Raw genomic sequence first — 25,774 nt, 5'->3', positions numbered from 1 at the left:
CACACAAATAACAAAAGCCAGCCTGAAACAGGCTGGCTTTTCTGTCATCAAATTCTGTCGAGATAACTGGTCTAGCTATTCGCGCGAATGGAAACGGAGGCGCCGTGAGCATCCAGGCCTTCGACTCGAGCAAACTCTGCCACGTATTTCTCAGACTTCTGCACGGATGCTTTGTCCATACGCACAATACTGGTACGGCGCTGGAACTGGTCGGCACGAATCCCTGAGAAGGACTTGCCACTGCCGCCTGTAGGCAGAGTGTGACTAGGCCCGGCGAGGAAATCACCGACTGCTACAGCAGCGTAGTTACCCACATAGATCGCGCCAGCAGTCTTTACTTTGTCTAACCAAGCATCCTCGTTCTCGACAATGAGAGAAAGGTGCTCAGGAGCGAAGACGTTGCAGATGTTCACCGCTTCCTCCAGATCCTTGGTGATCAGCACGAAGGTTCCCGCATCGAGTACCTGACGGATGTAATCTGCACGACTAAGCTGAGCCAATTGCTTCTCCAGCTCGACCTTGACCTTCTCCAGCAAGGATTCAGATGGCGTTGCAAAACCGACGACACTGTCTCCACCGTGCTCGGCTTGCGCCAATAGATCCGCAGCCACAAATGCCGGATTCGCAGAGTCATCAGCAATCACCAGAACTTCACTCGGTCCCGGCAAGAGATCGATGGAAACAGCCCCAACCAGCTGACGCTTGGCTTCCACCACAAAGCTGTTGCCCGGTCCAAAAATTTTCTCCACCGGCTTCACCGTCTGGGTACCCAGAGCCATGGCTGCGATTGCTTGAGCACCTCCTACCTTGATAATCTGGGTCGCTCCACTTTCCTTAAGCGCGTAGAGCAAGGAAGGATTCACTTTCCCATCTGGACCCGCAGGAGTCGCTGCCAGAATATCCTTCACTCCAACAGCCTGACCGATAGCAGCCGTCATCAATGCTGTGGATACGAGCGGAGCCTTACCTCCGGGGACGTATACACCAACTCGGTCATAAGGAACAAAGCGCTCCCCGACCTGAGCCCCCTCAGCATTGGTGGACGTCCAGTCCTGACGCATGCTCAGCTTGGCAAAGGAATGCACATTGCGCTTGCTGGCAGCAACCGCCTCCTTCACGGAGTCTTCTACCTGAGCCTCTGCCTCAGCTAGTTCAGCCTCGCTCACAAACATGGTTTCTTCAGTGAGGTCGAGCTTATCAAACTTGGAGGTGTACTCAAACACCGCCTGATTGCCGCGTTGCTTCACCTCATTCACGATGGCAGCCACAGTCTCGTAGAGATCTGTGCCTGGCATCGCCTGACGATCCAGCTCACTGACAAAGTCGCTGTATCCAGCATCATCAAATCGTAAAACCTTCATAACTTATCTGGGAAATTTTCTAACACGTAGCTACGGCCTAGTAAAACGGCTTCAGCATAAAGTAGCAAACCGGCCCCGTAACTGCCACGTAGAGCCAGACAGGAAAGACCCACTTCGCCATCTTCTTGTGCTTGGCGAACTGATTCGTCATCCCGTAGATCCATGTATAGAGAATGAATGGCAGACTAACTCCCGCCAAAACGATGTGACTGAAAAGGACAATCAAGTAGACGCCACGCATGATCCCTACACGAGCCAGCTCGATATCGTCCACTTTGCCATTCTTATCAAAATCACCATAGATCGTCTCCATGGTGGTGAAGTGATAGGCCACATAGCAAAGCAAAAACAGCACTGAGGCAGTCATCGCCACTGCGATGGCACGCTTGTGCAAGACCACCTTCTTCGCCTTGATAGCCATGACAGCAATCATCAAAGCCATCGCTACGATGGTATTCAGCGCAGCATGAATGGGCGGAAGAAAACTGAACTCGACACCCTCTGGCAAAGCAAACTTGAGCTCAGGTCTGCGCATCATGCCGACCAAAATGAGCACTACTGCAGTCAGCACCCAGGCTACCCATTTCATCTTACGCCCTTCAGCTAGCTTTGGCTTACGCTGAAGATACTCTTTGTATTCAGACATTAGTTTGTGGCTGTTGATTTTGCCTTCAGAGCATTTTCGATGACCTCGAGAAGCTGAGCCTTACGGGCTTGGTACTCGTCTTCCTTTTCGTTCACTTTCAACTCATAGAGATTTACCTTGGCTCGCATCTTGGAAGTTGGATCAATCACCGCGATTCCCATGTCGTGCATGATCCCATCAGCAATACTTGTAGCGTTCTCGTTCTCCTTGAAATCGACGTACCACATTTGCTCACGGCAGTATGGCTCAAGCTTATCCTTGGGAACGTTGAGCATCCACCAGCTGTCGCTCTTCGCACCCCAGAGTTCGGCCATTTCCTTGAGCTTCTCCGGTGAATCAAACTCCGGATCCACAGTCACCGTGACGAACTGCACATCTGGATTCCCCTGCAATGACTCATGCAGATCCTGCATGATGATCCTGTTGTGACCCAAGCACATGCTGCAACGGCTATAAAACTGGGCAAACACCACGACTTTACCTTTGAGGTCATAAAGTCCTACCTCTTCACCATCTTGGTTGCGACCTCGCAGGTCTTCAGTCAATTGCTTGTCCAGTTCAGTGAGTGGCTGGATCGTTTCCACAATCATCGGATGACGGAGAGACTGTCGCCTTTCTTCACTTTCTTGAGCCTGTTGATTACGCGCTTTAGCAATGAAGGCAAAGCCGACTACGAGGGCGACCGCAATCATAGCGACCCCTGCGTAAATCATGACGATCTGTTTGTTCTGTTTTTCCATGGCTGGTCTAATGTTGCGGAACTATTACCCATTTACTCGCTTTCGCAAGCGGATGCCCTGAATGATGATAAAGAGAACAATCGCGATCACGACCAGCAAAGCCGTCTTGTAGTCTGGATCCTTGTCACTCTCTTTCTCCTCAAGCGTGTAGTCGATGACCTTGACCATACGCTTTTGGAACTCCTGGGTCATATTGAGATAGACTGCGGACTCAGGACGCTTCGCCAATTCGGGATCTTTAGCGATCTCATCCCGGGTTCTCAGCTCAATGTTCTTAGCGATATCAAAATCGTAATGCTCTACCTTACCACGAAGGCGGCGGCTTTGATCCACGATGCGCAGCTTGGCCGGAACATCTAGTTTCCCGTATTTCTGGATATCATCTCCTTTGTGTTCAGTGACGAGGCCAATCTTCAGGTTATCCTTCATATAGCCGCGGATCTCTTTCTGATCGGCTGCCAGGAACCACCAGCGGTCTATATCCGCCCCTACCTTGTCGGCTACCTCGGCGAGCTTTTCGTAGCCGACCTTGTTCGGATCTTCTACGGAGAGACAAACAAGATGGAAACGCTCTTCGTCTTTATAGTGATCCGCCAAACGCTTCATCTCGCGGAAGACCACTTCATTCTCTTCAGGCTGGCTGGCAACAATAGGAGCTACTACCCAGAGCTTACCTTCCAATTGAAACAAGTCCCTCGCCTTGCCATCCTGAGCAATCGCTTTAAAGTTAGAGGTCAGGCGACCAATGATCGGTGAGCGCCCTTTTTCGACCTCCACCATCTTCTCTTTCTCACTCTGCTGGTACTTCCACCAAATGAGGCTACCCCCACCAATCATGAGGATAATGAGAATAATCACCGTACGGCGAATTGCCTTTGGATCGCGCTCGGCTGGTTCCAATTCAGTCGCTTTCATAAATTTGCATCGGCCCTTAGCGGCCACAAGAGGCACATAACCCTAGTTCCAACTAATGGCAAGCAATCCCAGCACCAAAGGAAGGTACAAGAGCGTATAGAGGAACAACTTCCGGGAACTCGGGCGATCTCCCTTTTTACCAAAATCGATGCTCAGCCAGCACATGTAGACACCAGCCAAGGTACCACCGACACCATAAAGCCAGCCGGTAAACTCAATACCAGGTAAAAGAGCCAAAGGAGACAGCAAGGTCAGCAGGATACTGAAAATCAATGCCAGTTTCGCAGTCTTCTTCCCGCTCACATCACCATTGGACCACATGACGTAGCCTGCTTCTTCGTATTGCTCGCGGCAAAACCAGTTGATGGCGACAAAGTGCGGCATCTGCCACAGGAAAAGAAAGGCAAAGAGATACCAGGCAGCCGGATCATACCAATTGCCACCTGCCGCAGCCCAACCAATGACCGGAGGAATCGCACCAGGCACGGCACCAACCAAGGTATTCGCAGAGCTCTGTCGCTTCATCGGGGTGTAAATGAATACATAGAGGGCAATCGTACCGGCCGCCAAATAAGCAGCACCAACATTGACCATGTTCCCCAGATGAATCACACCAAAAGCAGAGAGAACGAAACCTACTGCAAAGGCCGTCGTCACACTCATGCGCTCTGCTGGGAGTGGCCGGTTCGCGGTACGCCCCATCTTGCGGTCCTGCTCAATCTCCATCAGCTGGTTGAAAGCCGCAGAGCCAAAAGCCGCCGCGCCTGTTCCCAGCACAGTGTGGAACAGAGTCAGAAAATCAAAGGACTTCCAGAAGGCCCCTGCCTCACTGAAGGTCTTGGACGCCAGCACGTAACCAAACACCGTGGTAATCAGCACGAAGACATTCAATTTCACCTTCGTCAGGACCATCAGATCCTTCTGCAGGGAAACTGTTTCGGTTTTCTCAACCTTCTTGGACTCGCCAGCGCTCATTTGCGCGGCATCATGCACCCTCTTCCCCCTTTGCCAAGACCGAATATTTTTTGAAATTTCGAGCCCATGAAATCATTCCTCAACAAGAGCCATCCGGGCTTCTCAAAAGTTTGATTAAGTTCCCTTTATTATCTAGCATTCATCAATATATGGGATAAAAATTCCGTCGACACCCCTACATTTAGTCTTATAAGCAGAAATGAGCACGGAGCCGCACCAGCGACTCCTCTGGAACTAAAAACCGACCTCCTCATGCGCTGTATTCAATGCGGATCACTCGAAGATAAAGTCATCGACTCCCGGATGTCCAAAGACGGCACGACTACCCGCCGTCGCCGCGAGTGCCTTCAATGTGGCTACCGCTATACGACCTATGAACAAATCGAGCGTACTGAGCTACGCGTCGTCAAACGAGACGGCACGCGCCAGCCGCTCAACCGCGAGAAACTCCTCCGCGGCCTGGTCAAAGCCTGTGAGAAGCGCCCGGTCTCGATGGATCGTCTGGACCGCGCGGTCGAAGAAATTCTCGCCGAGCTCCACAAGGACCACCTTGCGGAATGCCCATCAGATATCATCGGAGCCAAGGTCATGGACAAGCTGCACGATATCGATCCGGTGGCCTACGTCCGCTACGTCTCGGTTTACCGCCAGTTCGAGGACGTCGGTGAGTTCATCCGCGAAATCCAGAAACTCGAAAAACGCTCCCACACCAATCCGCTACAACGCCCACTCTTCAAAGACTAATACCCCTAACCCCCAAATCATTACATTATGATCTGTATCGTTGGAAACATGCCCGTACTCCAGATCGGCCGCCACCAAGTGAGCGGTTACGATACCCGCTGTATTCACAGCAGCATCGAAAAGGCCGCGGACCGCGCCGGCCTTGGCGACTTTGCCTTCGTAGACGATGTCTATGATGGAGTTATCCACTACTTGGAAAAAACCTGCCCACTCAGGCTCCTAAGGATCGAGGAACTCTACGAGCGCGTCCGTCACATGCTCAAGCGCATCGGCTATGCCTCCATCGCCTTCTCCTTGGAGCCGGAAGCACCTGCCGTGACCATCTCTCTGGAGCGTGCGGCTCGTGATGCCGGATTAGGGTTTGAGCTAGCCTTCTTCAAAGAGCTTCAGGAGGAGCTTAACGAGCTGAAAGGCTACGGTGCCTCAGAGGTCTACTTCTGCGACATCGAATCCTGTGTCCGCATCCTCAAGCAATGCGAAGACTGGAATGAGGATTGCGCCCACTTGGAAGCAGACATCCTGGACTGGCTGCAAAAAGTAGGCACCCAGCCAGAGAGACAAGGTTACCGCATCCGGGCTAACGTAAGGAACCTCAGCCCGGTGACCCTGCCATAAGTAGGCTAGATACATCTAGCTACTGAGCCTCTTTGCGGCGCTTCGCCGCACGGATGGCCAGAAAGATGAACCACGCTCCCACCAAAAGCAGTCCGCCAGTTTCATTCGGAGCCTGAATGGTCGCATTCATCTGAGACGGGATGGCAGTAGCACGCAATGGGGTGCTAAAATCAAAATTTCCCACCCCGTCTTGCATGCGGAACAATGCGGCTCCCACGGAAAAACCGATCATGCCCGTGTAGACGGCCGTGGGCTGCTCCTTTCTGGCTTCCAGAAAGGTCAGTACAGCAGCGCAGAGATAATACACGATCCAGAACCAGTTATCGTGGTTGTGATACTGAGTGGCATCATTCAACTGCCAATAGGTGAACAGCAGAAATAAACCTGTCATCGTGTAGAAGAAATATTTCATACAGTCTCTATACGCAGCAAATCAGCGACTTCTCCAGCCATTAGTCAATTTTTACACTTCTCTAGCAATCTACCGATGCACTGGCTTTATTTCAATTTGCCCAGAGAAGCACACTCCGCCACTACTGACTGATTTGTCACATGCAGGCGGGTTGACATTTCTAATTATTTCGATATTTCTCGAAATATGGAAACGGAAGACGCCATTAAGAAACTCAATGCTCTCGCCCAAGAGACACGCCTGGAGGTCTTCCGTCTTCTTGCACGCCATGGCGAACAAGGCCTAAGCGCTGGCGAAATCTCTGAGCAGACTACCATCCAGCCCAACACCCTCTCCTTCCACCTTAAGGAACTGACCCAAGCCGGCCTCATTCGCTCTGAGCGACAAGGCCGCAGTATCATCTATTCACTGGAGATCTCAGGAATGAGCTCGCTTGTCCACTTCCTCACTGAAGATTGCTGTCAGGGCCGTCCCGAACTCTGCAATCCTAACAAAGGATGCTGCTAACACTTTCACAAACATACAAGACACTATGAACATTGGTATCAACGGATTTGGCCGCATGGGCCGCCTCGGATTCCGCGCTGGCTTCGACCACCAGGAATACAGCATTACCCAGATCAACGAACTAGGCGGCACTGCCGAAACTGCAGCCCACCTGCTGGAGTTCGACACCGTTCACGGCCGCTGGGCACGTGACATCAGCTTCGACAACAACTCCATCACCGTCGATGGGCAGCAGATCGCCGTCACTCACAACCGCAACATCGCCGACACTGACTGGTCCGGCTGCGATATCGTCATCGAAGCCTCCGGTCAGTTCCGCACCCCGGAGCTACTGCAAGCCTACTTCGACCAAGGCGTAAAGAAGGTCGTCGTCGCCGCTCCCGTCAAAGATCCCGCAGCACTCAACGTAGTCATGGGCTGCAACGACCACCTCTACGATCCAGAGAAATACGACATCGTCACTGCCGCCTCCTGCACCACCAACTGCATCGCCCCAGCCATCAAGGTCGTGCACGAAAAGATCGGTATCGTCCGCGGCACCATCACCACCCTGCACGACCTGACAAACACCCAAGTCATTGTCGATGCTCCGCACAAGGATCTCCGCCGCGCCCGTTCTGCGGTCAACTCCCTGATCCCAACCACAACCGGCTCCGCCACCGCAATCACTCTCATCTACCCAGAGCTCAAAGGAAAACTCAACGGTCACGCCGTCCGCGTACCGATGCTGAACGCTTCCCTAACAGACTGCGTCTTTGAACTCTCCCGCGAGGTAACCGAAGAAGAGGTCAATGCACTGCTCAATGAAGCTGCAGAGGGTGAACTCAAAGGCATCCTCGGCTACGAGGAGAAACCACTCGTATCCGCAGACTACACTAACGACACACGCTCCGGGATTATCGATGCTCCATCCACCATGGTCGTCGACGGAACCATGCTGAAGCTCTTCGTCTGGTACGATAACGAAGTTGGTTACGCCAACCGCATGATGGAGCTTACCCAGAAGGTCGCCAAATCCATCAGCTAACATTCAAACCAGCAGCATGAGCAAGCTCTCCTACATCCTAGTTACCCTAGCATACTGGTTCTTCATGCTTACCGATGGAGCGCTGCGCATGCTCGTGCTGCTGCACTTTCACGAGCTGGGCTACAATCCAGTCCAGCTCGCCTTTCTCTTCCTGCTCTACGAAGTAGCAGGTATCGTCACCAACCTCACGGGAGGCTGGATCGGCTCTCGCTACGGCCTCAAGATCACTTTATTCTCAGGCTTGGCCCTACAAATTGTCGCCCTGCTTGGCCTCACCCTCGTCTCACCTGACTGGAGCGCTGCACTCTCCGTGGGCTTCGTCATGCTGGTTCAAGCCATGTCCGGGGTCGCCAAGGACCTCACCAAGATGTCCTCCAAGTCATCGGTCAAGCTACTGGTCAAGGAAAGTGAAGACCAGTCTCACCAAGCAGCTCTCTTCAAATGGGTCGCCGCCCTAACAGGCTCCAAAAACGCGATCAAAGGCGTCGGCTTCTTCGTCGGCGGTCTACTCCTCTCCACCCTCGGCTTCAACAATGCCCTCTACGCCATGGCCGGATTGATCGCCGTTATCCTCATCCTTTCCCTGCTGAGCATCCGCGGCAACTTCGGGCAGTCTAAAAGCAAGAGCAAGTTCACCAGCGTCTTCTCCAAATCGCGCGCCATCAATCTTCTCTCCTTTGCTCGTGCCTTTCTCTTTGCCTCACGCGATGTCTGGTTTGTCGTCGGCCTACCCATTTTCCTGCATGATGTACTCGACTGGAGCTTTACACAAGTGGGCACCCTGATGGCCAGTTGGGTCATTGGCTACGGATTCATTCAAGCCATCGCCCCGAAGATAGTCAAAATCAAGAAAGGTGCGCCCGATGCTTTGGAACGCGCCGTTCACGCCGCCCGCGGCTGGTCCTTTCCTCTAGCCGGGCTCTGCGTCCTGATGGCACTCTCGCTCGCCTTCAATTTCTACCCGACCTACATCCTCGTCGGCGGCCTCTTTGTGTTCGGCTTCATCTTCGCCGTAAACTCCTCCGTGCACTCCTATCTCATTCTCGCATATACGGATTCAGACTCCGTTTCCCTCAACGTGGGCTTCTACTACATGGCCAATGCCTGCGGCCGCCTCATGGGCACTCTCCTCTCCGGCACCGCCTACCTCCTGGGCGGCCTTCAAGCCTGCCTCTACACTTCTGCTGCCACCATCCTAGTCGCCGCGCTGACGGCAATGAGATTCCCTGAGAAAGTATACGATTAAGCTTTCGCCTCTGGAGACCAAAGAAAAGGCCCGGAGATTTCCGGGCCTTTGTTTTTAAAAAAGTCTGTTAGTCGGCTTAGGCTTCAACAGCCTTGGACTTACGCTCGGCGCGCTTGCGCTCGTGCGGGCAGAGGATGCGCTTACGGATACGGAGGAAGCTAGGAGTGGCCTCAACCAGCTCGTCTTCGTTGATGTATTCGATCGCACGCTCAAGGTCCATTCTGATTGGTGGAGCGAGAGTGGTGGTATTGTCCTTACCAGCGGAACGGTGGTTGGTCAGAGCCTTTTCCTTAACCGGGTTCACAGCGAGGTCCACCTTACGTGGGTTTTCACCGATCACCTGACCTTCGTACACTTCGTCACCAGGGCTGATGAAGAGTTTACCACGATCTTCAAGAGGAAGGAGTGAGTAGGTCATCGCTGTACCAGTCGCCATGGAAATGAGTGTACCGGTAGAGCGGGTGCTGATCTCACCACAATGAGGAGCGTACTCCTTGAAGAGGTGGGACATAATACCGTGACCACTAGTCAGGTTGAGAAGTTCGAATTCGAAGCCGATCAGACCACGAGTAGAGATCGTTGCCTCCAGAGTAGAGCCGTGAGCATTGCTGCCCATGTTTTCCACGCGGGCTCTGCGGTTGGCCAGCGTCTTCATCACACCACCGAGAGCGTCTTCAGGACACTCCACGTAGAGAGTTTCAAATGGCTCCATGCGCTTACCTTCGACGCGCTTCTCAATCACGCTAGGACGAGAAACAAGCACTTCGTAGCCTTCACGACGCATGGTCTCCACGAGAACGGCGATCTGCATTGCACCACGAGCTGCCACGTTGAAGACACCCGCTTGATCGGAATCGCTCACCTCAATGGAGATGTTGGTCTTCACTTCACGAAGAAGACGGTCACGGATCGCACGAGAGGTCACATGCTTACCGTCACGGCCAGCGAATGGACCAGTATTGATGCTGAACTGCATAGAAATCGTCGGCGGATCAATACTGACGAATGGAAGAGGCTCGGCATCCTCAGAGGCGGCCAATGTCTCACCGATATCGATGTCTTCAAAACCTGCTACACCGACGATGTTACCAGCAGTAGCCACGGTGCTCTCAGCGTTGGCATTCGCACCGTATTCAAATACTTTAGTGATCTTACTGCGTACCTTGGTGCCGTCCTTACGGTGCAACCATACGTTGTCACCCTTTTGAACCTGGCCTGATACCACCTTACCGAGAGCCACACGACCTACGTAGTTGTCCCAGTCGATGTTGGAGGCGAGCATGCGGAATGGTTCTTCTGCCTTCGCTTCTGGAGCTGGTACATTGTCCACAATGCCCTTGAGGAGAGGAGTCATGTCCACCTGATCATCATTGAGGCTGGCCACGAAGAAACCATTCTTGGCTGAACCGTAGAAGAACGGAGCTTCGAACTGCTCTTCAGTAGCTTCTAGCTCAAGGAAGAGCTCAAGAACCATGTCGTGCACTTCCTCTGGACGTGCAAAATCACGATCAACCTTGTTTACAACCACAATCGGGTGCAGTCCTTCCTGAAGCGCCTTGCGCAAGACGAAACGTGTCTGGGCCTGAGGACCTTCATAGGCATCTACCACAAGTAGTACACCGTCCACCATCTTCATCACACGCTCTACCTCACCACCGAAGTCGGCGTGACCGGGAGTATCCACAATGTTGATGGTGTGGTCGTTCCAGTGAATCGAGGTGTTCTTGGATTTGATGGTGATCCCCTTCTCTTTTTCAAGATCCATGGAATCCATCGCGCGCTCCACCTTCTCCTGGTTTTCGCGGTAGGCTCCGCCTGCCTCCAGAAGCTTGTCCACGAGCGTGGTCTTGCCGTGGTCAACGTGGGCAATAATGGCGATGTTTCTGATGTTTTCGGTCATGTGGTACTGAAATTGATTTTTCTGCCGCGCACCATCTCCAGATTCCGGTGATTGGCAATCATAATCTCATCACAATCACCGATTTATGAAAAATCGCCTCCAAGGCGCAGCTGTGCCATTTTAGTCACAGCACGTGACCAACTGACATTCAGTCAATAAACGCTGACTATTAGGCTCCGAAGGGCCAGACCATATTTTTCAAGGCTCCGAAGAGGCCACCGGTGCTCTTTTTAGGGCGATCTTCGTCCATCAGCTGGGCGTATCGGATCAAGCCCACAGCAGTGGAATACTGAGGATCGCGGAAATAGGCATGCACTCCACTCACCTCAGGTTGCTCAGGGCGGTAGATTGGAAGATTGAAGACTTCATTAGCCAATTCGCCGAAGCCTCGCATCAGACTGGTCCCTCCAGTCAGGAAAACTCCGGTACCAATCTTTTGGAGGGCTCCCTCTGGGAGTCTCTCCTTCACAAGATTGAGCGTTTCTTCAAGACGACCACGGATAATGTCGTTGAGCAGCTGGCGTTTTACCTCCAGCTCCGGGAAACCTTTTTCATCAGGAATCGTAACCACTCCTACGGAACGTGCAGGATCTCCAGAGGCATCTCCCTCCGTCTTTTTCACCTTCTCTGCCTTGGAGAGAGGCATGTGAGTCACCAGGTGAATGTCATTGGTCACGTGATCTCCACCCACAGGAATACATCCTGAGGCAGCAATCGCTCCGTCAAGATAAAGCACATAGTCAGTCGTACCACCGCCAATATCGATCACGAGCGCTCCCGCATCCTTGCGTTGGCGGTTGAGAGCGATCTGCGCACTGGCGATCGGCGCAAAGACAACATCATCCACATCCAATGGAATTTCACGCACGCATTTGATGCTATTCTGGATGCGGGTACGGATCCCGTGAATGATATGGAAGTCCGCCTCCAAGGTACGGCCAAGCAGACCGACTGGAGTCGTGGAATGTTCCTCACCGTCCAGCCAATACTGGCGTACGACATTGTGCAGGTAGACATCATCTGTCGGGATAGCGATATCCCGCGCAATCTCCTTGGCCTCTTCCACGTGCTCGGGAAGAATCTCCTGCTCATCATCCGGAAGACGGTAGGTACCGCGATTGTTCACTCCCTTGATATGGGATCCAGTCACCGAGAGAAAGACACTATTGATATCCACATCGCAAACATCCTCCGCCTCGAGCAAAGCTTCACGCACACAGGTGCGAACCTGTGCGTAATCCGAGATTTCACCTTTCCTCACGCCGACGGATTTCGTCTCTCCGACTCCGAGAATCTTCACGGAGCCATCTACCTTCACCTCACCTACCACCATGCATGTCTTGCTGGTGCCTATCTCAAGCCCTACATGTATCTTTGACTTTGCCATTGAAAATGATTCCTACCTGCTATCTCTGAATTTCATTTACGCAAGTTTCTTACCACTCTTTTTCACTCCGCGCCATTTTCTCCTTTAAAGCCGCCGGGAATATTGTGCCTCGGCAGCAAATTAATCCAGGCCAACTCACGGCCCGTCTCGCGGGCGTGACGCCTAGCATCCAGAAGGTCACTGAGCTGACGCTCGTGATCATACATGTCAAAGGTGGCGTCCACGTGGTCAGTGGAAGTCACCATCATTGAGTGAAAATTTAATACCGTAATCCGGCTAACCGCCCAGTCAGCCTCCTCACCAAGTTTGCTGTTAATCAGATTCAGCAAGCTTAGCGCACGCTCAGCCTCTTTGTGATTCATCTTCTCTCCTAGCTGGAAAGCCCCCTCTTCGGCTTCAGGAAGTTCAAACACGGGAAGATCTTTAGCCACATTCCACAGGTCACCCTGACACTGGAAAACTACGCCGTCTTCATCCATGAGTATCCCGGACAAAGGATTCCTACCCGCCAAACCTAACTGGCGACAGGATACCCAAGCCACGGGCACACGCTCCTGCAGTTTCACCTCAATCTTTCCTGGCATCTTGCGCTCGACGGTCGCAGTGACCACCTCAGGCCTGTCCATGAGCTTTTGTTCAAGTTCATCGATATCCACCTCAAAGATGGTACCATTGAGATTGATTTCTCCGATTTCCACCACACGCTCATAGGTGAGATAGCCGTTAGTCTCTAAGCTGAGTTCGCGCAGTAAAAATTCCTCGTTGTTGACGAAGTGATCCCGAATGGCACGGCCGCCGAGATACACCCCGATCCCCACGATGATCAAAACCGCCACCAACTTGATCATGCCCTGCAGCGCACGAATGGATTGGAAAAAAACAATACGCGGCGAGCTGACCTGGAGATGAAGCTTCCGGTCAGATCGATTTTTTACCCGCGTTGTCTTTTTCTTAAACATCCTATCGTTTCGTATTCAGGGAAATTTCTGCAATTTTCAAGCAGAGCGCCGGGAAAGAATATCCTGCCTCGCGCGCCGCTTTAGGAAGAAGACTGCTCTCAGTCATCCCCGGGATCGTGTTAGCCTCTAACACATAAGGATTACCGTCGGCGTCCAACAGTACATCAACACGGGAATAAACTTCAATCTCCAATGCCTTATGAGCCGCAACCGCAGCCTCCTGCACCTTCCTGGTGGTCTCCTCATCCAGATCAGCTGGGCAAAAGTAATCTGTACCACCTTCGCCAGTCATCCAAGGATACTTATTGCTCATATCGTAGAAGCCACTGCGAGGTGCGATGTGTACGACTGGGAAAGCCTCTCCATCAAGAACACCAACAGTCAGCTCCTTGCCTTCTACAAATTGTTCGACCAGCACCTGACCGCCGTAACGTGCTGCATCTTCGATGGAGGCTTCCGCCTCAGCCTGCTCACGCACGATGTGTACACCGACGCTGGACCCCTCACGAGCCGGCTTTACCACGTAAGGAAGCTTCATCTCAGGCATCTTTAAGCCGTGAGTGCAATCGACAATCTCGCTTTCAGGAGTCGGCACGCCAGCATGGATGAATTGTACCTTGCTCTCCACCTTATCAAAGGCGAGCTCACTAGATTTGGAACCAGCTCCGGTGTATGGAACATTTTGCTTCTCCAGCTCATACTGCAGCTGGCCATCCTCACCAAAGGTGCCATGGATGGTATTGAAGACCAGGCCGACACCTTCCGGCACGGTGATGTGAGGTCCTTCAACCACCAACTGGATGGCATCGTAACCTTCATCTTGTAGGGCTTTGAGAACTGCCTTGCCGGATGCCATTGATACATCATGCTCCGAGCCAGGGCCTCCCATCGCCACCGCGATCTTCATATCCTTAAGCATGCTTAAATAATACACCGATTTCCCCCGTCATTTCCAGCAAAACTCTCTTTTAATGCGAGAAAAGTAGCCTCTCTGACCTCACTCCTTGAAATCACATGAGCCAGAGCTTGGCATAGACCGCCAAGGCGAGAGCGAAAACAATATTCAGCACCAGTCCCACTTTCATCATTTCCCGCTGAGGAACCTTTTTAGTGGCGAAGATAATGGCATTCGGCGGAGTCGCCACGGGCAGCATGAAGGCACAGGAAGCAGCCAGAGCCAGAGGTACGACCAAGGCTGAAGCTTCCAATCCGATGTCCGTCGCCACCGTCATAAAAATCGGCACCAACAAGGCTGCTGATGCCGTATTACTGGAAAGCTCGGTAAGAAAGATGACGAACAAGGTCACGGCCAGGGCCAATGCCAAGGCGGGCCACTGTCTGACCAAACTTTCCAATTGCCCAGCCAAAAAGGCACTGGCGCCCGAGCTACCCAACACTCCCGAGAGCGCAATACCTCCACCAAAGAGCAAGAGTACTCCCCAGTCCGAACCTTTCTCGATATCCCGCCATCGCACCACACGAAGAAAGAGAAGCAGGAAGATAGCCAGTAAGGCCACCATTGTATCCATCCCCTTGGCTACGCCAACCAAAGTCCCTAACTGGCGGCTGAAGACCCAGCCTAAGGCAGTGAAGGCAAACAAGACCAACATCGTCACCCGTTGCTTGTTAAAGCGGAATTTCTCCTCCGGGAATTCCACCCTCACTCCACGCGTAGGTTTGCACAGGCTAAACAACACCAACCACATCAGAGGCAACAGGAGAAGGACCGCGGGCAAACCTACTTTGAGCCAGCCCAGAAAGCTCACCCCTAGCGCACTCGCCGCAATCCCATTAGGCGGTGACCCAACTAAGCTCCCCATCCCACCTATAGAGGCGGAATAAGCCACTCCGAGCAGCATGAAATAGGCATTCCCCTTGTGCTTAATCGCCTCCTTGGGCAATTGCCGCAAGACTCCAATCACCAGCGGAACCATCATGGCAGCCGTCGCGGTATTGCTCATCCACATCGACAGCAAAGCAGTTCCAGAAAACATCAGCAAAGCAACCGGGACAAAACCACCGCCTCCTAGCCGAATTAACTTTCCCGCTATCCAACGGTCGATCCCCTGATAGGCCATGGCTGAAGCCAAAGCGAAGCCTCCCAAGAAAAGAAAGATCAGGGGATGCGCAAAACTCTTCAGTGTGTTCTCCATGGGTGAGAGACCGAACAAGGCGGCTACCACCGGAACCAGCAAGGCAGTCGCCGCCAGCGACATCGCTTCGGTCAACCACAGGGCGGCGATCAGTACAAAAACCGACAAACCTCTGCGCACCATCTCTGGCTCCAGCCCGTCTTCAGAGAGAGCCTCTTTATCCAGAGGAAGAAAAAAGTAACACAAAGCAGAAAGCATCACGGCAAGCAGAACCAGCCAAGTTCTCTTCCGGCGCCAGAAAGGCTTAAACATGTCCGTCCTGTCCACATCCTCAGCCGGGTACTGGGACCTCAACCAGGAATCCTTGGCCTCGGTAATATATTTGGGCTCCTGATCGGAATGGTGATGAGAGGACTTCTTCACCCTTAAGGCTTACCACAAACTAACAGGACGAGAAAAGAACAACTCTACATACTGAATGAAAAAACGGATGAGCCTCTCGGCACTCATCCGCCTGAATCAAGATCTGGGCATCATGGAGCTTACTGCACAGCAATGCTCACATCATTCCCATCACCGCCCTTGTAACTTATCTTCGCCGCTCTTCCACTCCCCAGGAAGTTGCGGCTAATCGTCGCGCCTTCGGGCAGTGTGGTTCCAGAATTCAGCTGGGAGCCAGCTCCACTCACAAACTGGCCACTGATCGCCTCATCACCGTCATTTTGAATAATGACCAAGTGATCTCCTGACTTCGGCTTATAGCCATCAATACCCGCTAAATTCAATGTAGCACCATCCAACTTGACCGTTCCCTCGACCTGCACAGAATCAGTCTGCTCAGGACTGCTGCCTGCCATTCTGATATTCAGCAAGGAATCTGCTGCAAGAGACACGTCTCCCTTGATAAGAAGACTTCCGACGACCTTGTCACGCCCGGGATAAACGGTAGTCTCCTTACCAGCATTGAGCTTACCCAGTACTTTTCCATGCCCCCGTAATGTCTGGCCTTGAGCCAAGACAAAAGTCCCCTCTCTCAATCCATCGACTTTAAGCAAACAGTTAAAATCAACGGTGATGACTGGAGATCCCGAAATGATATTTTGGGATTCAGCATGCTCTAGCACCAGAGCTCCACCTGTCACCCGGGTATTTCCTGTATAGCTATTCTCCTGCGTGAGATACAAATCACCGATATAAACTCGACCATCATAAGAACCACGGAAGTAATCGCGTCCATGTGTCTTGGTCAGGGATCCATCCCCACTGATCTCCCCGTTAATGACCATATCCCAGTCACCTGTGTTGAACTGCCTGTCTCCCTCTAGCTTGATAGGCAGATCCCACTTGGGACCACTGCGAGCACCCTTTGGCCCGTAGGTCCCCATATTCACCACATCACCTGTTAGAGTGATGGCATTACCAGAGAATGCATACTTCCCTGAGAACCTTCCAGGCTGAAAAACCACTCCAGCGAAGCTGGTACCGCTCGCCAAATCATTTTGCAGGGCACCACTAGCTTGCGCCCCGAAGACTAACAGATCACCTTTTTGAGGGGCATCTCCACCCCAGTTTCCCCCATCACTCCACTTTCCTTCTTGCCCCTTACCTGACCAGGTTTTCATGGGGGCCACTAGCTCTTCACCAATCTCGATCCCACTCTTGCTGAACTTCGCGCGGTAAGCGAATGCCCCCGAGTAGTCTGTGTGGTAGGCATCAATGAAGGGCGAATAGGTCTCCACCCTGATTTGATTCTTCTCTGGCTCAAAAACCACTCTCTGCAGGAAGCCATTTCCGCCATTCATGCTCTGCTGCCAGTTACTCTGGATTTGTAAGACCTTCCGCCCTTTCGAGGTGGTATCCACTTCATGCCGTGAAACCCAATCATGACCGTTACAGGTCATAAATACCTGCGGGTATGGATCGATCAAAGTATTCCAGATTCGGTTTCCATTTCCACTTCTCCCTTTGCTGTTGTCCGCCATGTAACCGTGGGTGGAGATGATGGTTGGCTTCCCTTTAAACTTCTCCAGCATGCCCTTGGCCCAATCGAGATGCTTGGGCTTGGGGTTATGCGGCAGATTGAGATGAAGAAAGCTTATGCCCTCAGCTCTGAACTGCTGAGCATGAGCCATGCTGTCATCACTGCCACCTAGGTACCATGGGTAGTCCTTGTAGCGTGCTGAAGTAAATGTTCCCGGAGCACCTCCATCATGATTCCCAAAAGTCACACTGTAGGGAACGGCTCCATCAAGCAGAGACATCGCCTTGCCTGCATCTTCCCACAACACCTTGCGATCCAAAATGACGTCACCGACGTGAGTCACAAATACGATGTTCTCTTTCTTCACATGGTCACGTATCCACTCCGTCTGATTCGTGAACAAGTCAGGACCGCCCTCACGAATCACGGTAAAGTAGTTTTGAGTATCCGGCATAATCACCATCTCAAAAGGTTTGGCTAGGGAGCTGTGTGCCGCAGCGCACAAACACCCAGTCAGGAAAATAGAAGAAAGTCTCTTGGATCGATTCATTGGTTTGTCTGCTCTATATAAAGTAAGCTTCTATCCTCAGATAGAAAGTATCTGCTCAAAGGCTAAGAATGCTAGCACCTAGGATATTCCGGAAACAATGGCTGGAATGCAAACTTTACTGTCAAAACAGCAAAAACCCGCTGAATGAGATCCATCCAGCGGGTAAGTATGATGTGTTTATAGAAGCTCTTTAGAAGCCTTCTACATCACCGAGATTAGCAGCCTCTGTGGCATTTAGCGCCCGATCATAAATTCTGACCGAGGTCACATCAATCGGGTTGTCTTCACCGTTGTTATCTGCAAACAGGAGCAGCACAGATTCCAGTGAAAATCTACCGTCTACCGTCTGGGTAGATCCATTGAGAATCTGAGTTCCATCAGCATAGATCTTGTAGGAAGAACCATTGTCCACGGAAACGACGAGCCTCACCCAGGTATCAGACGCCAGCGACCAACTACTATAACCTGTAGCGGAGAGGCCGATGGTGCCATTTGAGTTCCTGATGAAGCAGTCCCCATCGTTAGCATTACTGGAAGCAGTCTGGAACAGACTCATCCAAGTATTGGCACTGCTAGCTGGATAACGAATATCCAGAACCAAGGTGTACTCATTGGTATAACTACCTCCACCATTGGCTCCGATGCCATGCGTCATTTGATAGTGACTACCCACTCCGATACGAGCGGCCCCATCACCGGGACCATAACCAGTGGCCGTCTGGTGACTACCCACTAATCCCAAGTCCTGACCCAGTGCCGCCTTGGTGAGATCCTGAGCATCATCGAACTTCCACCAACCAACAAGTCCCGCATAAGCAGCAGCCGGCTGGTCTTGGTTATCCTGTGGATCTGTTCCTACAGCCACTTCTAGTGCGTCGCCGTAGCCGTCACCATCACTATCGGCTGCATTCGGATTAGTCCCTAGGGTAAACTCCTCCAGATCTGCCAATCCATCACTATCCGCATCCCCAGTTCCATCAGAGACAGCAAGACTACCGAAATGAGTAATTTCCCAGCTATCATCGAGGCCGTCACCATCCGAGTCCGAAGAGCTGGTTGAACTAGGCACTCCACCCAGAGCCGCACACTCAGCAGCAGTCAAAGCACGATCAAACAGACGCACCGAGGTCACATCCATCGCGTTATCTTCACCATTGTTATCTGCGAACAGAAGAAGCGTCGACTCCAGCGCATAGGTTCCATCCACACTCTGGATTGATCCATTAAGGATCTGACTTCCATTGGCATAGATTCGATAGAAGGAACCGTTATCAACACTGACAAAAATTCGAGCCCAGGTCTCTTTAGGCAATACCCAGCTACTATAGCCAGTGCCTGAAACACCAATCGTTCCCTGAGAACCGCGAACAAAGCAGTCCGCATCATTTCCATTGTTAGGTGCTGTTTGGAAGAAACTCATCCAGCTATTTTCGCTACTGGCCGGATAGCTGACATCAAAGACCAAGGTATATTCATTGGTATAGCTACCACCACCATTGGCTCCAATGGTATTGGCAAGAGCATAATGACTGCCCACACCAATTCTCGCGGCGCCATCACCAGCATCAAAGCCTGCGACAGCTTGATCTGTTCCTGTGAGCACTAAGTCCTGACCGATACTGGCTTTAGCTAAATCAGCCGGATCATCAAACTTCCAAAGACCAACCAGAGGCAAAACATCGACCTGAAGTAATGCCGTATCACTCCCTCCATTGCCATCGGAAACTTGTACCGTAAACTGCACGCTTGTCCCAGCATCGCCAGCGCCAGGCGTGCCCGAAAGATCGCCATTGGAAGAAACAGTCAACCAAGACGGTCCACTCACCTTACTGTAGGTTAGAGTATCACCGTCACCGTCCAGAGAGCTGCCAGCAATAGAGGCAACAAAGGCCGTGCCAGGTTCAGCTCCTGTCTTCACGATAGGATCAGTGATAAAGACTGGAGCTCCAGGAGGCGGAAGCACAACGATGCTCACATCATTCCCATCGCCTCCCGCATAGCTGATACGCGCGGTGTATCCACTACCCAGGAAATTGGTGCTGACTGCTACACCTTCACCCAGCGCGGTCCCCAGAGTGAGGTCGGAGCCACTGCCACTCGTAAAGGTTCCACTAATCGCATCCACTCCATCGTTCTGTAAAATGATCAACTGATCACCGATCGCTGGTGTATAGCCTGCAAGACTGGTGAGGTTCAAGGTAGCGCTCCCCAGATTCACCGTTCCCTGAATCGAGGTTTGATCATAACTACCATCATCCTTGCCTGCCAGCTCGAGATCCAATGAAGAACCTGAACTCATTGCCAAATCACCAAATAGATTCAGGCGTCCAGTTTGAGTACCATTTCCCGGAGCCAGGGTAGATCCACTGGATGCCGTGGTATGACCGGAGACCTTTCCTGACCCTCTAAGGGTCTGGCCTGAGACCAAGTTAAAGGTACCATTCTGCAGGTCAACGACTCTCAATACCGCATTCAAATCCAATGTGATATTGGGCGATGAGGGCATGAGGTTATTCGAACTATTGTTGTCCAGAATCAGCGCTCCGCCACTCACTCTGGTGTCACCTGTGTAGGTATTCACCTGAGTCAGATACAGGTCACCAATGTTGACTCCGCCATCGTAAGACCCGCGAAAGTAATCTCGTCCGTGCGTTTTAGTCAGTGACCCAGTGCCACTGATTACACCATTCACGGTCATATCCCAGTCACCCGTGTTAAACTGGCGGTCACCGATCAGCTCAATCGGAAAGTTAATCTTTGGACCGGAACCTGCTCCGGAGCCATAGGTTCCCATATTGACGATGTCCCCAGTAAGGTTGACCTTATTTCCTGAAAGCGTGTAGCCGTTAGAGAAAGTCCCGGGATTGAAGACGATTCCTGAGAATGCGGTTCCCGCAGTAAAGTCATTCACTGAGCTTCCACTCCCAGTCGCTCCAAAGAATAGTCTATCCCCGGCAGACGGTGCAGTACCATCCCAGTTTGCGGCGTCTTGCCAGTTGTCGTTTTTCTTGGCGCCATCATCCCAGGTACGCTTGGGCGCACCCAGTTCATTGCCAATCACCACCGCAGAACTGCTCATTGTGGCTGAGTAACTGAACTCACCCGAATAGTCGGTATGATATAAATCCAAGAAAGGCGAATAGGTCTTCACCGTGATCTTGCTATTATCTGGGTCGAATACAACCCGCTGTAACAAGCCATTACCACCGTTGATGACTTGCTGCCAGTTACTCTGAATCTGGAGGATTTTTCTACCGTCATTCGTAGTATCCACTTCGTGACGAGATACCCAGTCATGCCCATTACAGGTCATAAACACCTGCGTATTAGGCTCCACCAAAGTCGTCCAGATGTTCTCACCACGTGTAGCACGGCCAAAGGTATTATCCGCCATATAGCCATGGGTTGTGATGATGGTCGGCTTACCTGGATTAGCCGTGATGATGCTCTGAGCCCAGGTCAGCTGCGCATTGTTCGCATCGTGTGGTACATTGATATGCAGAAAGGTAATCCCTCCTGCCGTGAAGGTCTGGGCATGAGCCAGATTATCACTACTCGCACCTATGTACCATGGGTACGATTGATAGCGGCTCGATGCAAATGGACCGGGCTCACCATTGTCATGGTTACCGAAGGTAACGCTGTAGGGAACAGCTCCATCCAGAGGAGACATGGCCTGACTGGCATATGGCCAGAGTCCGGTATTATCATGAATCACGTCTCCCACATGAGTCACGAATGCGATGTTACTGTTAGTCACATTATCGCGAATCCAGGAAGTCTGATGGGTAAACAAATCCGGCCCACCATCATCCATAAAATGCGAATAATGCTGACTATCCGGAATGATAACGACCTCAAAGGGGTCAGCAGCAGACAATCCTGTAGTCATGGAGCACATTGCCAATGCAGCTAATGGCTCCACCAAATGTGTGTGTTTTATTTTCATCTCAGGGTTTATGTTATGAGTTGCATGGACACCTCTATTTTTCACGAGGTCCATGGTGTGAGTTCTCCAAAGTCAAACACCCCCTAACTACACAGGTTCGGGCAATGAAACCAAAGGCTCCAAAGGAGCATCCCGAATCCCCTTTATGCATGTTATTAGAGTGTGTTCTGCATCAGAGGATCACAACGCTAGCTCAACACCCCCTATTCACACAATAGACGTATCGCAAAATAAATTGTCATAATAACAAAAAAACCAACTCACTCTAACCGTGGACTCATCAGCTAAACAATAAAGCTGCTAGGAGAAAAACCTCCTAACAGCTTAGTGAATCACCTTAGAATGCTAGCAGCTTGTAGATTACTAACATCTAGAAGAGGTAATCATCTTCACCGATAATCTGCACCTCAGTTTCCAGCTCGACCGCTTTTTCCTCTCTGGCTTTCTTGCGAATTTTTTCGATCAAGCCAAGGACTTCGTCGGCGGTAGCTTTACCATCGTTGACGATGAAATTGCCATGCTCTAGAGAGACTCGAGCTTTACCAACACTCTCATTCTTAAATCCAAGAGTGTCTACGAGCATGCCTGCTGGCATCAGCTCAGGGTTCTTGAAAATGCAGCCTGCACTGGCAGCTAATGGTTGGGTAGTGCGGCGCTTATGGCTAGACTCCTGCATCTTGCCATTGATCACATCAGCGTCGGCCGGTTTGCCCTCAAAGGTGGCACAGAGCGCGAAGTTCCTGCGAAGTTCAGGAACATTGCGATAGAAAGACTCGATTTCAGAACGGGTGCGCGTACGGATCTCACCATCCTCATCAAGGAAGGTAACATCAACCACCTGATCGAAGGTTTCTGTTCCCATGGCCCCCGCATTCATACGCAGTCCGCCACCTACATTGCCGGGAATTCCTTCCATCCATTCAAAACCTGTCAGCCCGTGCTTTTGAGCGACACTGGCCACTTTTTTGAAACGAACACCAGCACCTGCTGTCACTCGATTTCCTTCTACGACGACGTCACCGAAGACTCCGCGCGATGGGTGAATCACCACACCGCGAATACCGCCCTCTCTAACCAACAGATTGGACCCCCTGCCCACTACACGCACAGGAACACCGCGCTGGCGGCAGAAATTGACCGCATTCGCAAATCCCTGATGCGTACTCGGCTGTACCCAGAACTGAGCAGGTCCGCCTACCAGCATCGTGGTATGCTTCTTCATCGGTTCATACAGTGCGGTCTGTAAGGTTTCATCCTCGGACTCGCGCATCAATTCCTCTAGCACAGCCAAGTCTCGGGAAATTTTCGTGCCAGCTTCATGCACATTCCCTGCTCCCAAAGTGATCAAGAGATCACCTTCTTTGAGGCAGTTTCCGACCACATGGTGGGCTGTTGCTACCCCTCCTACACACTCGGCTCTGGTGTCTCCTTGCTCGAGCACCGAATCCACAATCGTCTGCCCAGTCACCCCTTCAATAGGAGCTTCACTGGCAGGATAAACATCCGTGACAAAGACGCGATCCGCGGCCTGCAGCACCTGACCAAACTCCTTGGCCAGCTTTTGCGTGCGGCTGTAGCGGTGAGGCTGGAATAGCACCACGACACGCTTAGGGTTGAGCGAGCGAGCCGTCTGCAAGGTCGCAGCCAGTTCGGTCGGGTGATGACCGTAGTCGTCCACCACACGCCATTTCTTGCTGAGATACTTGGTCTCAAACCTTCGTCTGGCTCCTGCAAAGGTGGACAACGCTCTTGCAGCATCAGCAAAGGCCACCCCACTCACCTCGGCAACGGCCAGTGCAGCCAGTGCATTGAGCGCATTGTGCCTGCCGGGCACTCCCAGCTCCACGCGCCCGAGCAATTTACCACTTCTAACCACGTCAAAAGCGACGACACCACCCTGCTCCTTGAGATTGTCAGCCACGAAATCAGCATCACTCCATCCATAGGAAATACTGTTTTCTCGTGGGGCACAGAGTTCGGTAGCTACCGGGCACTCCTTACAGTAAATGACGCTACCGCGCGTTTGATCGAGCAACTTGGTAAAGACCTGCTTGATGTGATCAATACCTGAGTAGAAATCGAGATGCTCTTCCTCCACATTGAGTACCACGGAATGCTTGGGTGTATACAAAGCCAGCGTACCGTCACTCTCGTCACCTTCAGCCACCATGAGGTCCCCTTCTTCATCCCAATGAGCATTGGAGCCCAGTACAGGAATCTCCGCACCTACGTAGTGAGATGGATTAACAGCTCCACGTCTCAACAGATGCGCGCTCATCGCAGACGTGGTTGTCTTCCCGTGAGTACCGGAAATCACAACTCCATCTTTGGTCCCCAAGATAGCAGCCAGACACTCCGCCCTGCGAATAGCCTGGACTCCACGTGCACGCGCTGCCGCCAGAGCAACATTATCCTCCTTAATGGCGGAGGAGTAGACCACCAAGTCCACATCCACAATGCTCTCTGCCGTATGCGGACTGTAGAATTTAAGTCCTAATCCCTGCATGCGCTCAGTTTCACGAGTCGTGACACGGTCACAACCGCTGACCTGATGCCCCATACCTAACAAAAGCAAAGCGAGGCCGCTCATTCCTGAACCAGCCACGCCGATCAAATGCACCTTCACCGGTTCATTCCGGTTCACCAATTTCTTACTCAGCTCCTCAATCATCCCTTCTCAATCACATTACAAACTCTCTTGGCTGCATCCTTAACGCCCAAGGCGGCAGATGCGGCACTCATATTCACCAACTTCTCTGTCTCCAATAGAATGGAGCTCAGATCAGCCACCAGCATCCCAGCATCCAGTTCTCTTTCCTGCCTGAGCAAAGCAGCCTCGGCCTTTTCAAACACCTCAGCATTCTTGGTCTGATGATCATCAGCCGCATACGGATATGGCACCAGAATAGATGCCAAGCCCAAGTAAGAAATCTCGCTCAAACTGGACGCTCCGGAGCGCATCACCACGACATCTGTCACCGCATAGACGCTGGCCATGTCATCACAGAAGGCAATCAGTTTGTGCCTACCGCCTGTATCCCCAAGCTCATCCTTCACACGATCATGATCCAGATTACCGGTAATCTGAATGAACTGAATATCAGGCATTGCCTTGCTGGCCTCGACAACCAGACTGTTGAGATTTTTAGCCCCCTGACTCCCGCCCATCACGAGCACGGTCTTCTTGGCTGGATCCAAGTCTAGCTTTTTGGCAGCTTCCTCCCTGCTCGGGATATTTTGGAGTTCCTCACGTACTGGTGTGCCGGTAATCTCAACCTTGCTACCGCCAAAATACTCTTTGGCTGCTTCCAAACCAAGTAGCACAGCATCGCACCAACGCGCGGTCATCCGGTTAGCTTTACCAGGAAGTGCATTCGAGTCGTGTACATAAGTCTTCGCGCCAAGTTTCTTGCCAGCGATCACAGGAGGCATCGATGTAAAGCCCCCCATACCAATCACAGCATCAACGCCAAAGTCCTTGAGGATCTGTGTGCATTTGGCCTTGGTTTTCCAAAATTTCCAGAGAAAGGGAATCATCTTCAGCGACAAGGTCGCTGGCTTGGCGATCGCGGGTACCGTGGCAAAGTCCAGGTCACCGTACTTTTTGGAAGCCTCAGCATCCACCTTCTTCTCCGAGATCAAAAGCTTCACTTCGTGACCACGCTGCTTGAGTTCCTGCGCTACGGCTACCCCCGGGAACAAGTGCCCCCCTGTTCCTCCACATGCTACGATGACCTTCTTTTGATTCTCCATTTTCTCTCCCCCGA

At 52.0% G+C, this 25,774-nt stretch carries 20 protein-coding genes; 5 read left to right on the top strand and 15 right to left on the bottom strand.

Features of this window, described 5'->3' with window-relative positions; genetic code table 11:
* Positions 1-71: 71 nt before the first annotated feature.
* The 5 genes from hisD to cyoE are packed head-to-tail and all read right to left on the bottom strand — an operon-like array spanning position 72 to position 4,637.
* A complete protein-coding gene (hisD, locus tag BUB27_RS12420) occupies positions 72-1,361 on the bottom strand; it encodes a histidinol dehydrogenase (RefSeq protein WP_143184163.1) in 1,290 nt (429 codons plus the stop codon).
* Between the two features lie 37 nt (positions 1,362-1,398).
* Positions 1,399-2,007, bottom strand: coding sequence for a DUF420 domain-containing protein (locus BUB27_RS12415; protein ID WP_143184162.1), 609 nt, complete (start codon positions 2,005-2,007; stop codon positions 1,399-1,401).
* Positions 2,007-2,747 (bottom strand): SCO family protein, encoded by a 741-nt coding sequence (locus tag BUB27_RS12410; protein ID WP_143184161.1) that lies wholly within the window; start codon positions 2,745-2,747, stop codon positions 2,007-2,009. Before BUB27_RS12410 ends, BUB27_RS12415 begins: the two co-directional genes overlap by 1 nt.
* A gap of 24 nt (positions 2,748-2,771) precedes the next feature.
* Positions 2,772-3,662, bottom strand: coding sequence for a hypothetical protein (locus BUB27_RS12405; RefSeq protein WP_143184160.1), 891 nt, complete (start codon positions 3,660-3,662; stop codon positions 2,772-2,774).
* 42 nt (positions 3,663-3,704) lie between these two features.
* A complete protein-coding gene (gene cyoE, locus BUB27_RS12400) occupies positions 3,705-4,637 on the bottom strand; it encodes a heme o synthase (protein ID WP_143184159.1) in 933 nt (310 codons plus the stop codon).
* A 252-nt stretch (positions 4,638-4,889) separates the two neighbouring features.
* Between cyoE and nrdR the strand changes: the two genes are divergently transcribed.
* Complete coding sequence (gene nrdR / locus BUB27_RS12395) at positions 4,890-5,381, top strand: transcriptional regulator NrdR (RefSeq protein WP_143184158.1); 492 nt, start codon at positions 4,890-4,892, stop codon at positions 5,379-5,381.
* Positions 5,382-5,408: 27 nt separating this feature from the next.
* Complete coding sequence (locus tag BUB27_RS12390; RefSeq protein ID WP_143184157.1) at positions 5,409-5,996, top strand: TraB/GumN family protein; 588 nt, start codon at positions 5,409-5,411, stop codon at positions 5,994-5,996.
* A 19-nt stretch (positions 5,997-6,015) separates the two neighbouring features.
* Here the strand turns inward: BUB27_RS12390 and BUB27_RS12385 are convergent, their stop codons facing one another.
* On the bottom strand, positions 6,016-6,408 hold the full coding sequence (locus BUB27_RS12385) for a transmembrane 220 family protein (RefSeq protein WP_143184156.1): 393 nt from the start codon (positions 6,406-6,408) through the stop codon (positions 6,016-6,018).
* 186 nt (positions 6,409-6,594) lie between these two features.
* Here BUB27_RS12385 and BUB27_RS12380 point away from each other — a divergent pair, with 186 nt between their 5' ends.
* Genes BUB27_RS12380 through arsJ form a run of 3 tightly spaced genes read left to right on the top strand, consistent with a single transcriptional unit; the run spans position 6,595 to position 9,188 of the window.
* Complete coding sequence (locus tag BUB27_RS12380; RefSeq protein ID WP_143184155.1) at positions 6,595-6,915, top strand: ArsR/SmtB family transcription factor; 321 nt, start codon at positions 6,595-6,597, stop codon at positions 6,913-6,915.
* 25 nt (positions 6,916-6,940) lie between these two features.
* Positions 6,941-7,942, top strand: coding sequence for an ArsJ-associated glyceraldehyde-3-phosphate dehydrogenase (locus tag BUB27_RS12375; RefSeq protein WP_143184154.1), 1,002 nt, complete (start codon positions 6,941-6,943; stop codon positions 7,940-7,942).
* 16 nt (positions 7,943-7,958) lie between these two features.
* The gene (gene arsJ / locus BUB27_RS12370; protein ID WP_143184153.1) at positions 7,959-9,188 is read left to right on the top strand and encodes an organoarsenical effux MFS transporter ArsJ; all 1,230 of its coding nucleotides are present in this window, start codon (positions 7,959-7,961) and stop codon (positions 9,186-9,188) included.
* 76 nt (positions 9,189-9,264) lie between these two features.
* On the opposite strand, the gene typA is transcribed toward arsJ, so the two are convergent.
* The 9 genes from typA to murG all read right to left on the bottom strand — a co-directional run bounded on the left by typA (position 9,265) and on the right by murG (position 25,760).
* Complete coding sequence (typA, locus tag BUB27_RS12365) at positions 9,265-11,088, bottom strand: translational GTPase TypA (protein WP_143184152.1); 1,824 nt, start codon at positions 11,086-11,088, stop codon at positions 9,265-9,267.
* Positions 11,089-11,257: 169 nt separating this feature from the next.
* Entirely contained in the window at positions 11,258-12,475 is a 1,218-nt protein-coding gene (ftsA, locus tag BUB27_RS12360; protein ID WP_143184151.1) for a cell division protein FtsA, read from the bottom strand.
* Positions 12,476-12,537: 62 nt separating this feature from the next.
* Entirely contained in the window at positions 12,538-13,323 is a 786-nt protein-coding gene (locus BUB27_RS12355) for a cell division protein FtsQ/DivIB (RefSeq protein ID WP_159434949.1), read from the bottom strand.
* Positions 13,324-13,435: 112 nt separating this feature from the next.
* Complete coding sequence (locus tag BUB27_RS12350) at positions 13,436-14,353, bottom strand: D-alanine--D-alanine ligase family protein (RefSeq protein ID WP_143184149.1); 918 nt, start codon at positions 14,351-14,353, stop codon at positions 13,436-13,438.
* A gap of 91 nt (positions 14,354-14,444) precedes the next feature.
* Positions 14,445-15,950: a DASS family sodium-coupled anion symporter gene (locus tag BUB27_RS12345; protein ID WP_200797120.1), complete on the bottom strand. Its 1,506-nt coding sequence runs from the start codon at positions 15,948-15,950 to the stop codon at positions 14,445-14,447.
* A 119-nt stretch (positions 15,951-16,069) separates the two neighbouring features.
* Positions 16,070-17,962, bottom strand: coding sequence for a metallophosphoesterase (locus tag BUB27_RS12340; RefSeq protein ID WP_159434948.1), 1,893 nt, complete (start codon positions 17,960-17,962; stop codon positions 16,070-16,072).
* A gap of 286 nt (positions 17,963-18,248) precedes the next feature.
* Positions 18,249-22,007 carry a LamG-like jellyroll fold domain-containing protein gene (locus BUB27_RS12335; protein WP_159434947.1) on the bottom strand — a complete coding sequence of 1,253 codons (3,759 nt, stop codon included), beginning with the start codon at positions 22,005-22,007 and terminating at the stop codon, positions 18,249-18,251.
* 370 nt (positions 22,008-22,377) lie between these two features.
* Entirely contained in the window at positions 22,378-24,678 is a 2,301-nt protein-coding gene (murC, locus tag BUB27_RS12330; RefSeq protein WP_200797119.1) for a UDP-N-acetylmuramate--L-alanine ligase, read from the bottom strand.
* Positions 24,675-25,760: an undecaprenyldiphospho-muramoylpentapeptide beta-N-acetylglucosaminyltransferase gene (gene murG / locus BUB27_RS12325; protein WP_159434946.1), complete on the bottom strand. Its 1,086-nt coding sequence runs from the start codon at positions 25,758-25,760 to the stop codon at positions 24,675-24,677. Before murG ends, murC begins: the two co-directional genes overlap by 4 nt.
* Positions 25,761-25,774: the final 14 nt, after the last annotated feature.

This window comes from Rubritalea squalenifaciens DSM 18772, from assembly GCF_900141815.1.
Lineage (GTDB): Bacteria > Verrucomicrobiota > Verrucomicrobiia > Verrucomicrobiales > Akkermansiaceae > Rubritalea > Rubritalea squalenifaciens.
This window is presented reverse-complemented; position numbering and strand designations above follow the sequence as displayed.

Coding starts and splice junctions, on each gene's coding strand:
- BUB27_RS12340 (WP_159434948.1), bottom strand. CDS start 17,962: ATGCCGGATACTCAAAACTACTTTACCGTGATTCGTGAGGGCGGTCCT.
- ftsA (WP_143184151.1), bottom strand. CDS start 12,475: ATGGCAAAGTCAAAGATACATGTAGGGCTTGAGATAGGCACCAGCAAG.
- BUB27_RS12390 (WP_143184157.1), top strand. CDS start 5,409: ATGATCTGTATCGTTGGAAACATGCCCGTACTCCAGATCGGCCGCCAC.
- BUB27_RS12410 (WP_143184161.1), bottom strand. CDS start 2,747: ATGGAAAAACAGAACAAACAGATCGTCATGATTTACGCAGGGGTCGCT.
- BUB27_RS12415 (WP_143184162.1), bottom strand. CDS start 2,007: ATGTCTGAATACAAAGAGTATCTTCAGCGTAAGCCAAAGCTAGCTGAA.
- nrdR (WP_143184158.1), top strand. CDS start 4,890: ATGCGCTGTATTCAATGCGGATCACTCGAAGATAAAGTCATCGACTCC.
- BUB27_RS12375 (WP_143184154.1), top strand. CDS start 6,941: ATGAACATTGGTATCAACGGATTTGGCCGCATGGGCCGCCTCGGATTC.
- cyoE (WP_143184159.1), bottom strand. CDS start 4,637: ATGAGCGCTGGCGAGTCCAAGAAGGTTGAGAAAACCGAAACAGTTTCC.
- BUB27_RS12405 (WP_143184160.1), bottom strand. CDS start 3,662: ATGAAAGCGACTGAATTGGAACCAGCCGAGCGCGATCCAAAGGCAATT.
- murG (WP_159434946.1), bottom strand. CDS start 25,760: ATGGAGAATCAAAAGAAGGTCATCGTAGCATGTGGAGGAACAGGGGGG.
- BUB27_RS12355 (WP_159434949.1), bottom strand. CDS start 13,323: ATGATCAAGTTGGTGGCGGTTTTGATCATCGTGGGGATCGGGGTGTAT.
- BUB27_RS12350 (WP_143184149.1), bottom strand. CDS start 14,353: ATGCTTAAGGATATGAAGATCGCGGTGGCGATGGGAGGCCCTGGCTCG.
- typA (WP_143184152.1), bottom strand. CDS start 11,088: ATGACCGAAAACATCAGAAACATCGCCATTATTGCCCACGTTGACCAC.
- BUB27_RS12380 (WP_143184155.1), top strand. CDS start 6,595: ATGGAAACGGAAGACGCCATTAAGAAACTCAATGCTCTCGCCCAAGAG.
- hisD (WP_143184163.1), bottom strand. CDS start 1,361: ATGAAGGTTTTACGATTTGATGATGCTGGATACAGCGACTTTGTCAGT.
- BUB27_RS12335 (WP_159434947.1), bottom strand. CDS start 22,007: ATGAAAATAAAACACACACATTTGGTGGAGCCATTAGCTGCATTGGCA.
- BUB27_RS12385 (WP_143184156.1), bottom strand. CDS start 6,408: ATGAAATATTTCTTCTACACGATGACAGGTTTATTTCTGCTGTTCACC.
- murC (WP_200797119.1), bottom strand. CDS start 24,678: ATGATTGAGGAGCTGAGTAAGAAATTGGTGAACCGGAATGAACCGGTG.
- arsJ (WP_143184153.1), top strand. CDS start 7,959: ATGAGCAAGCTCTCCTACATCCTAGTTACCCTAGCATACTGGTTCTTC.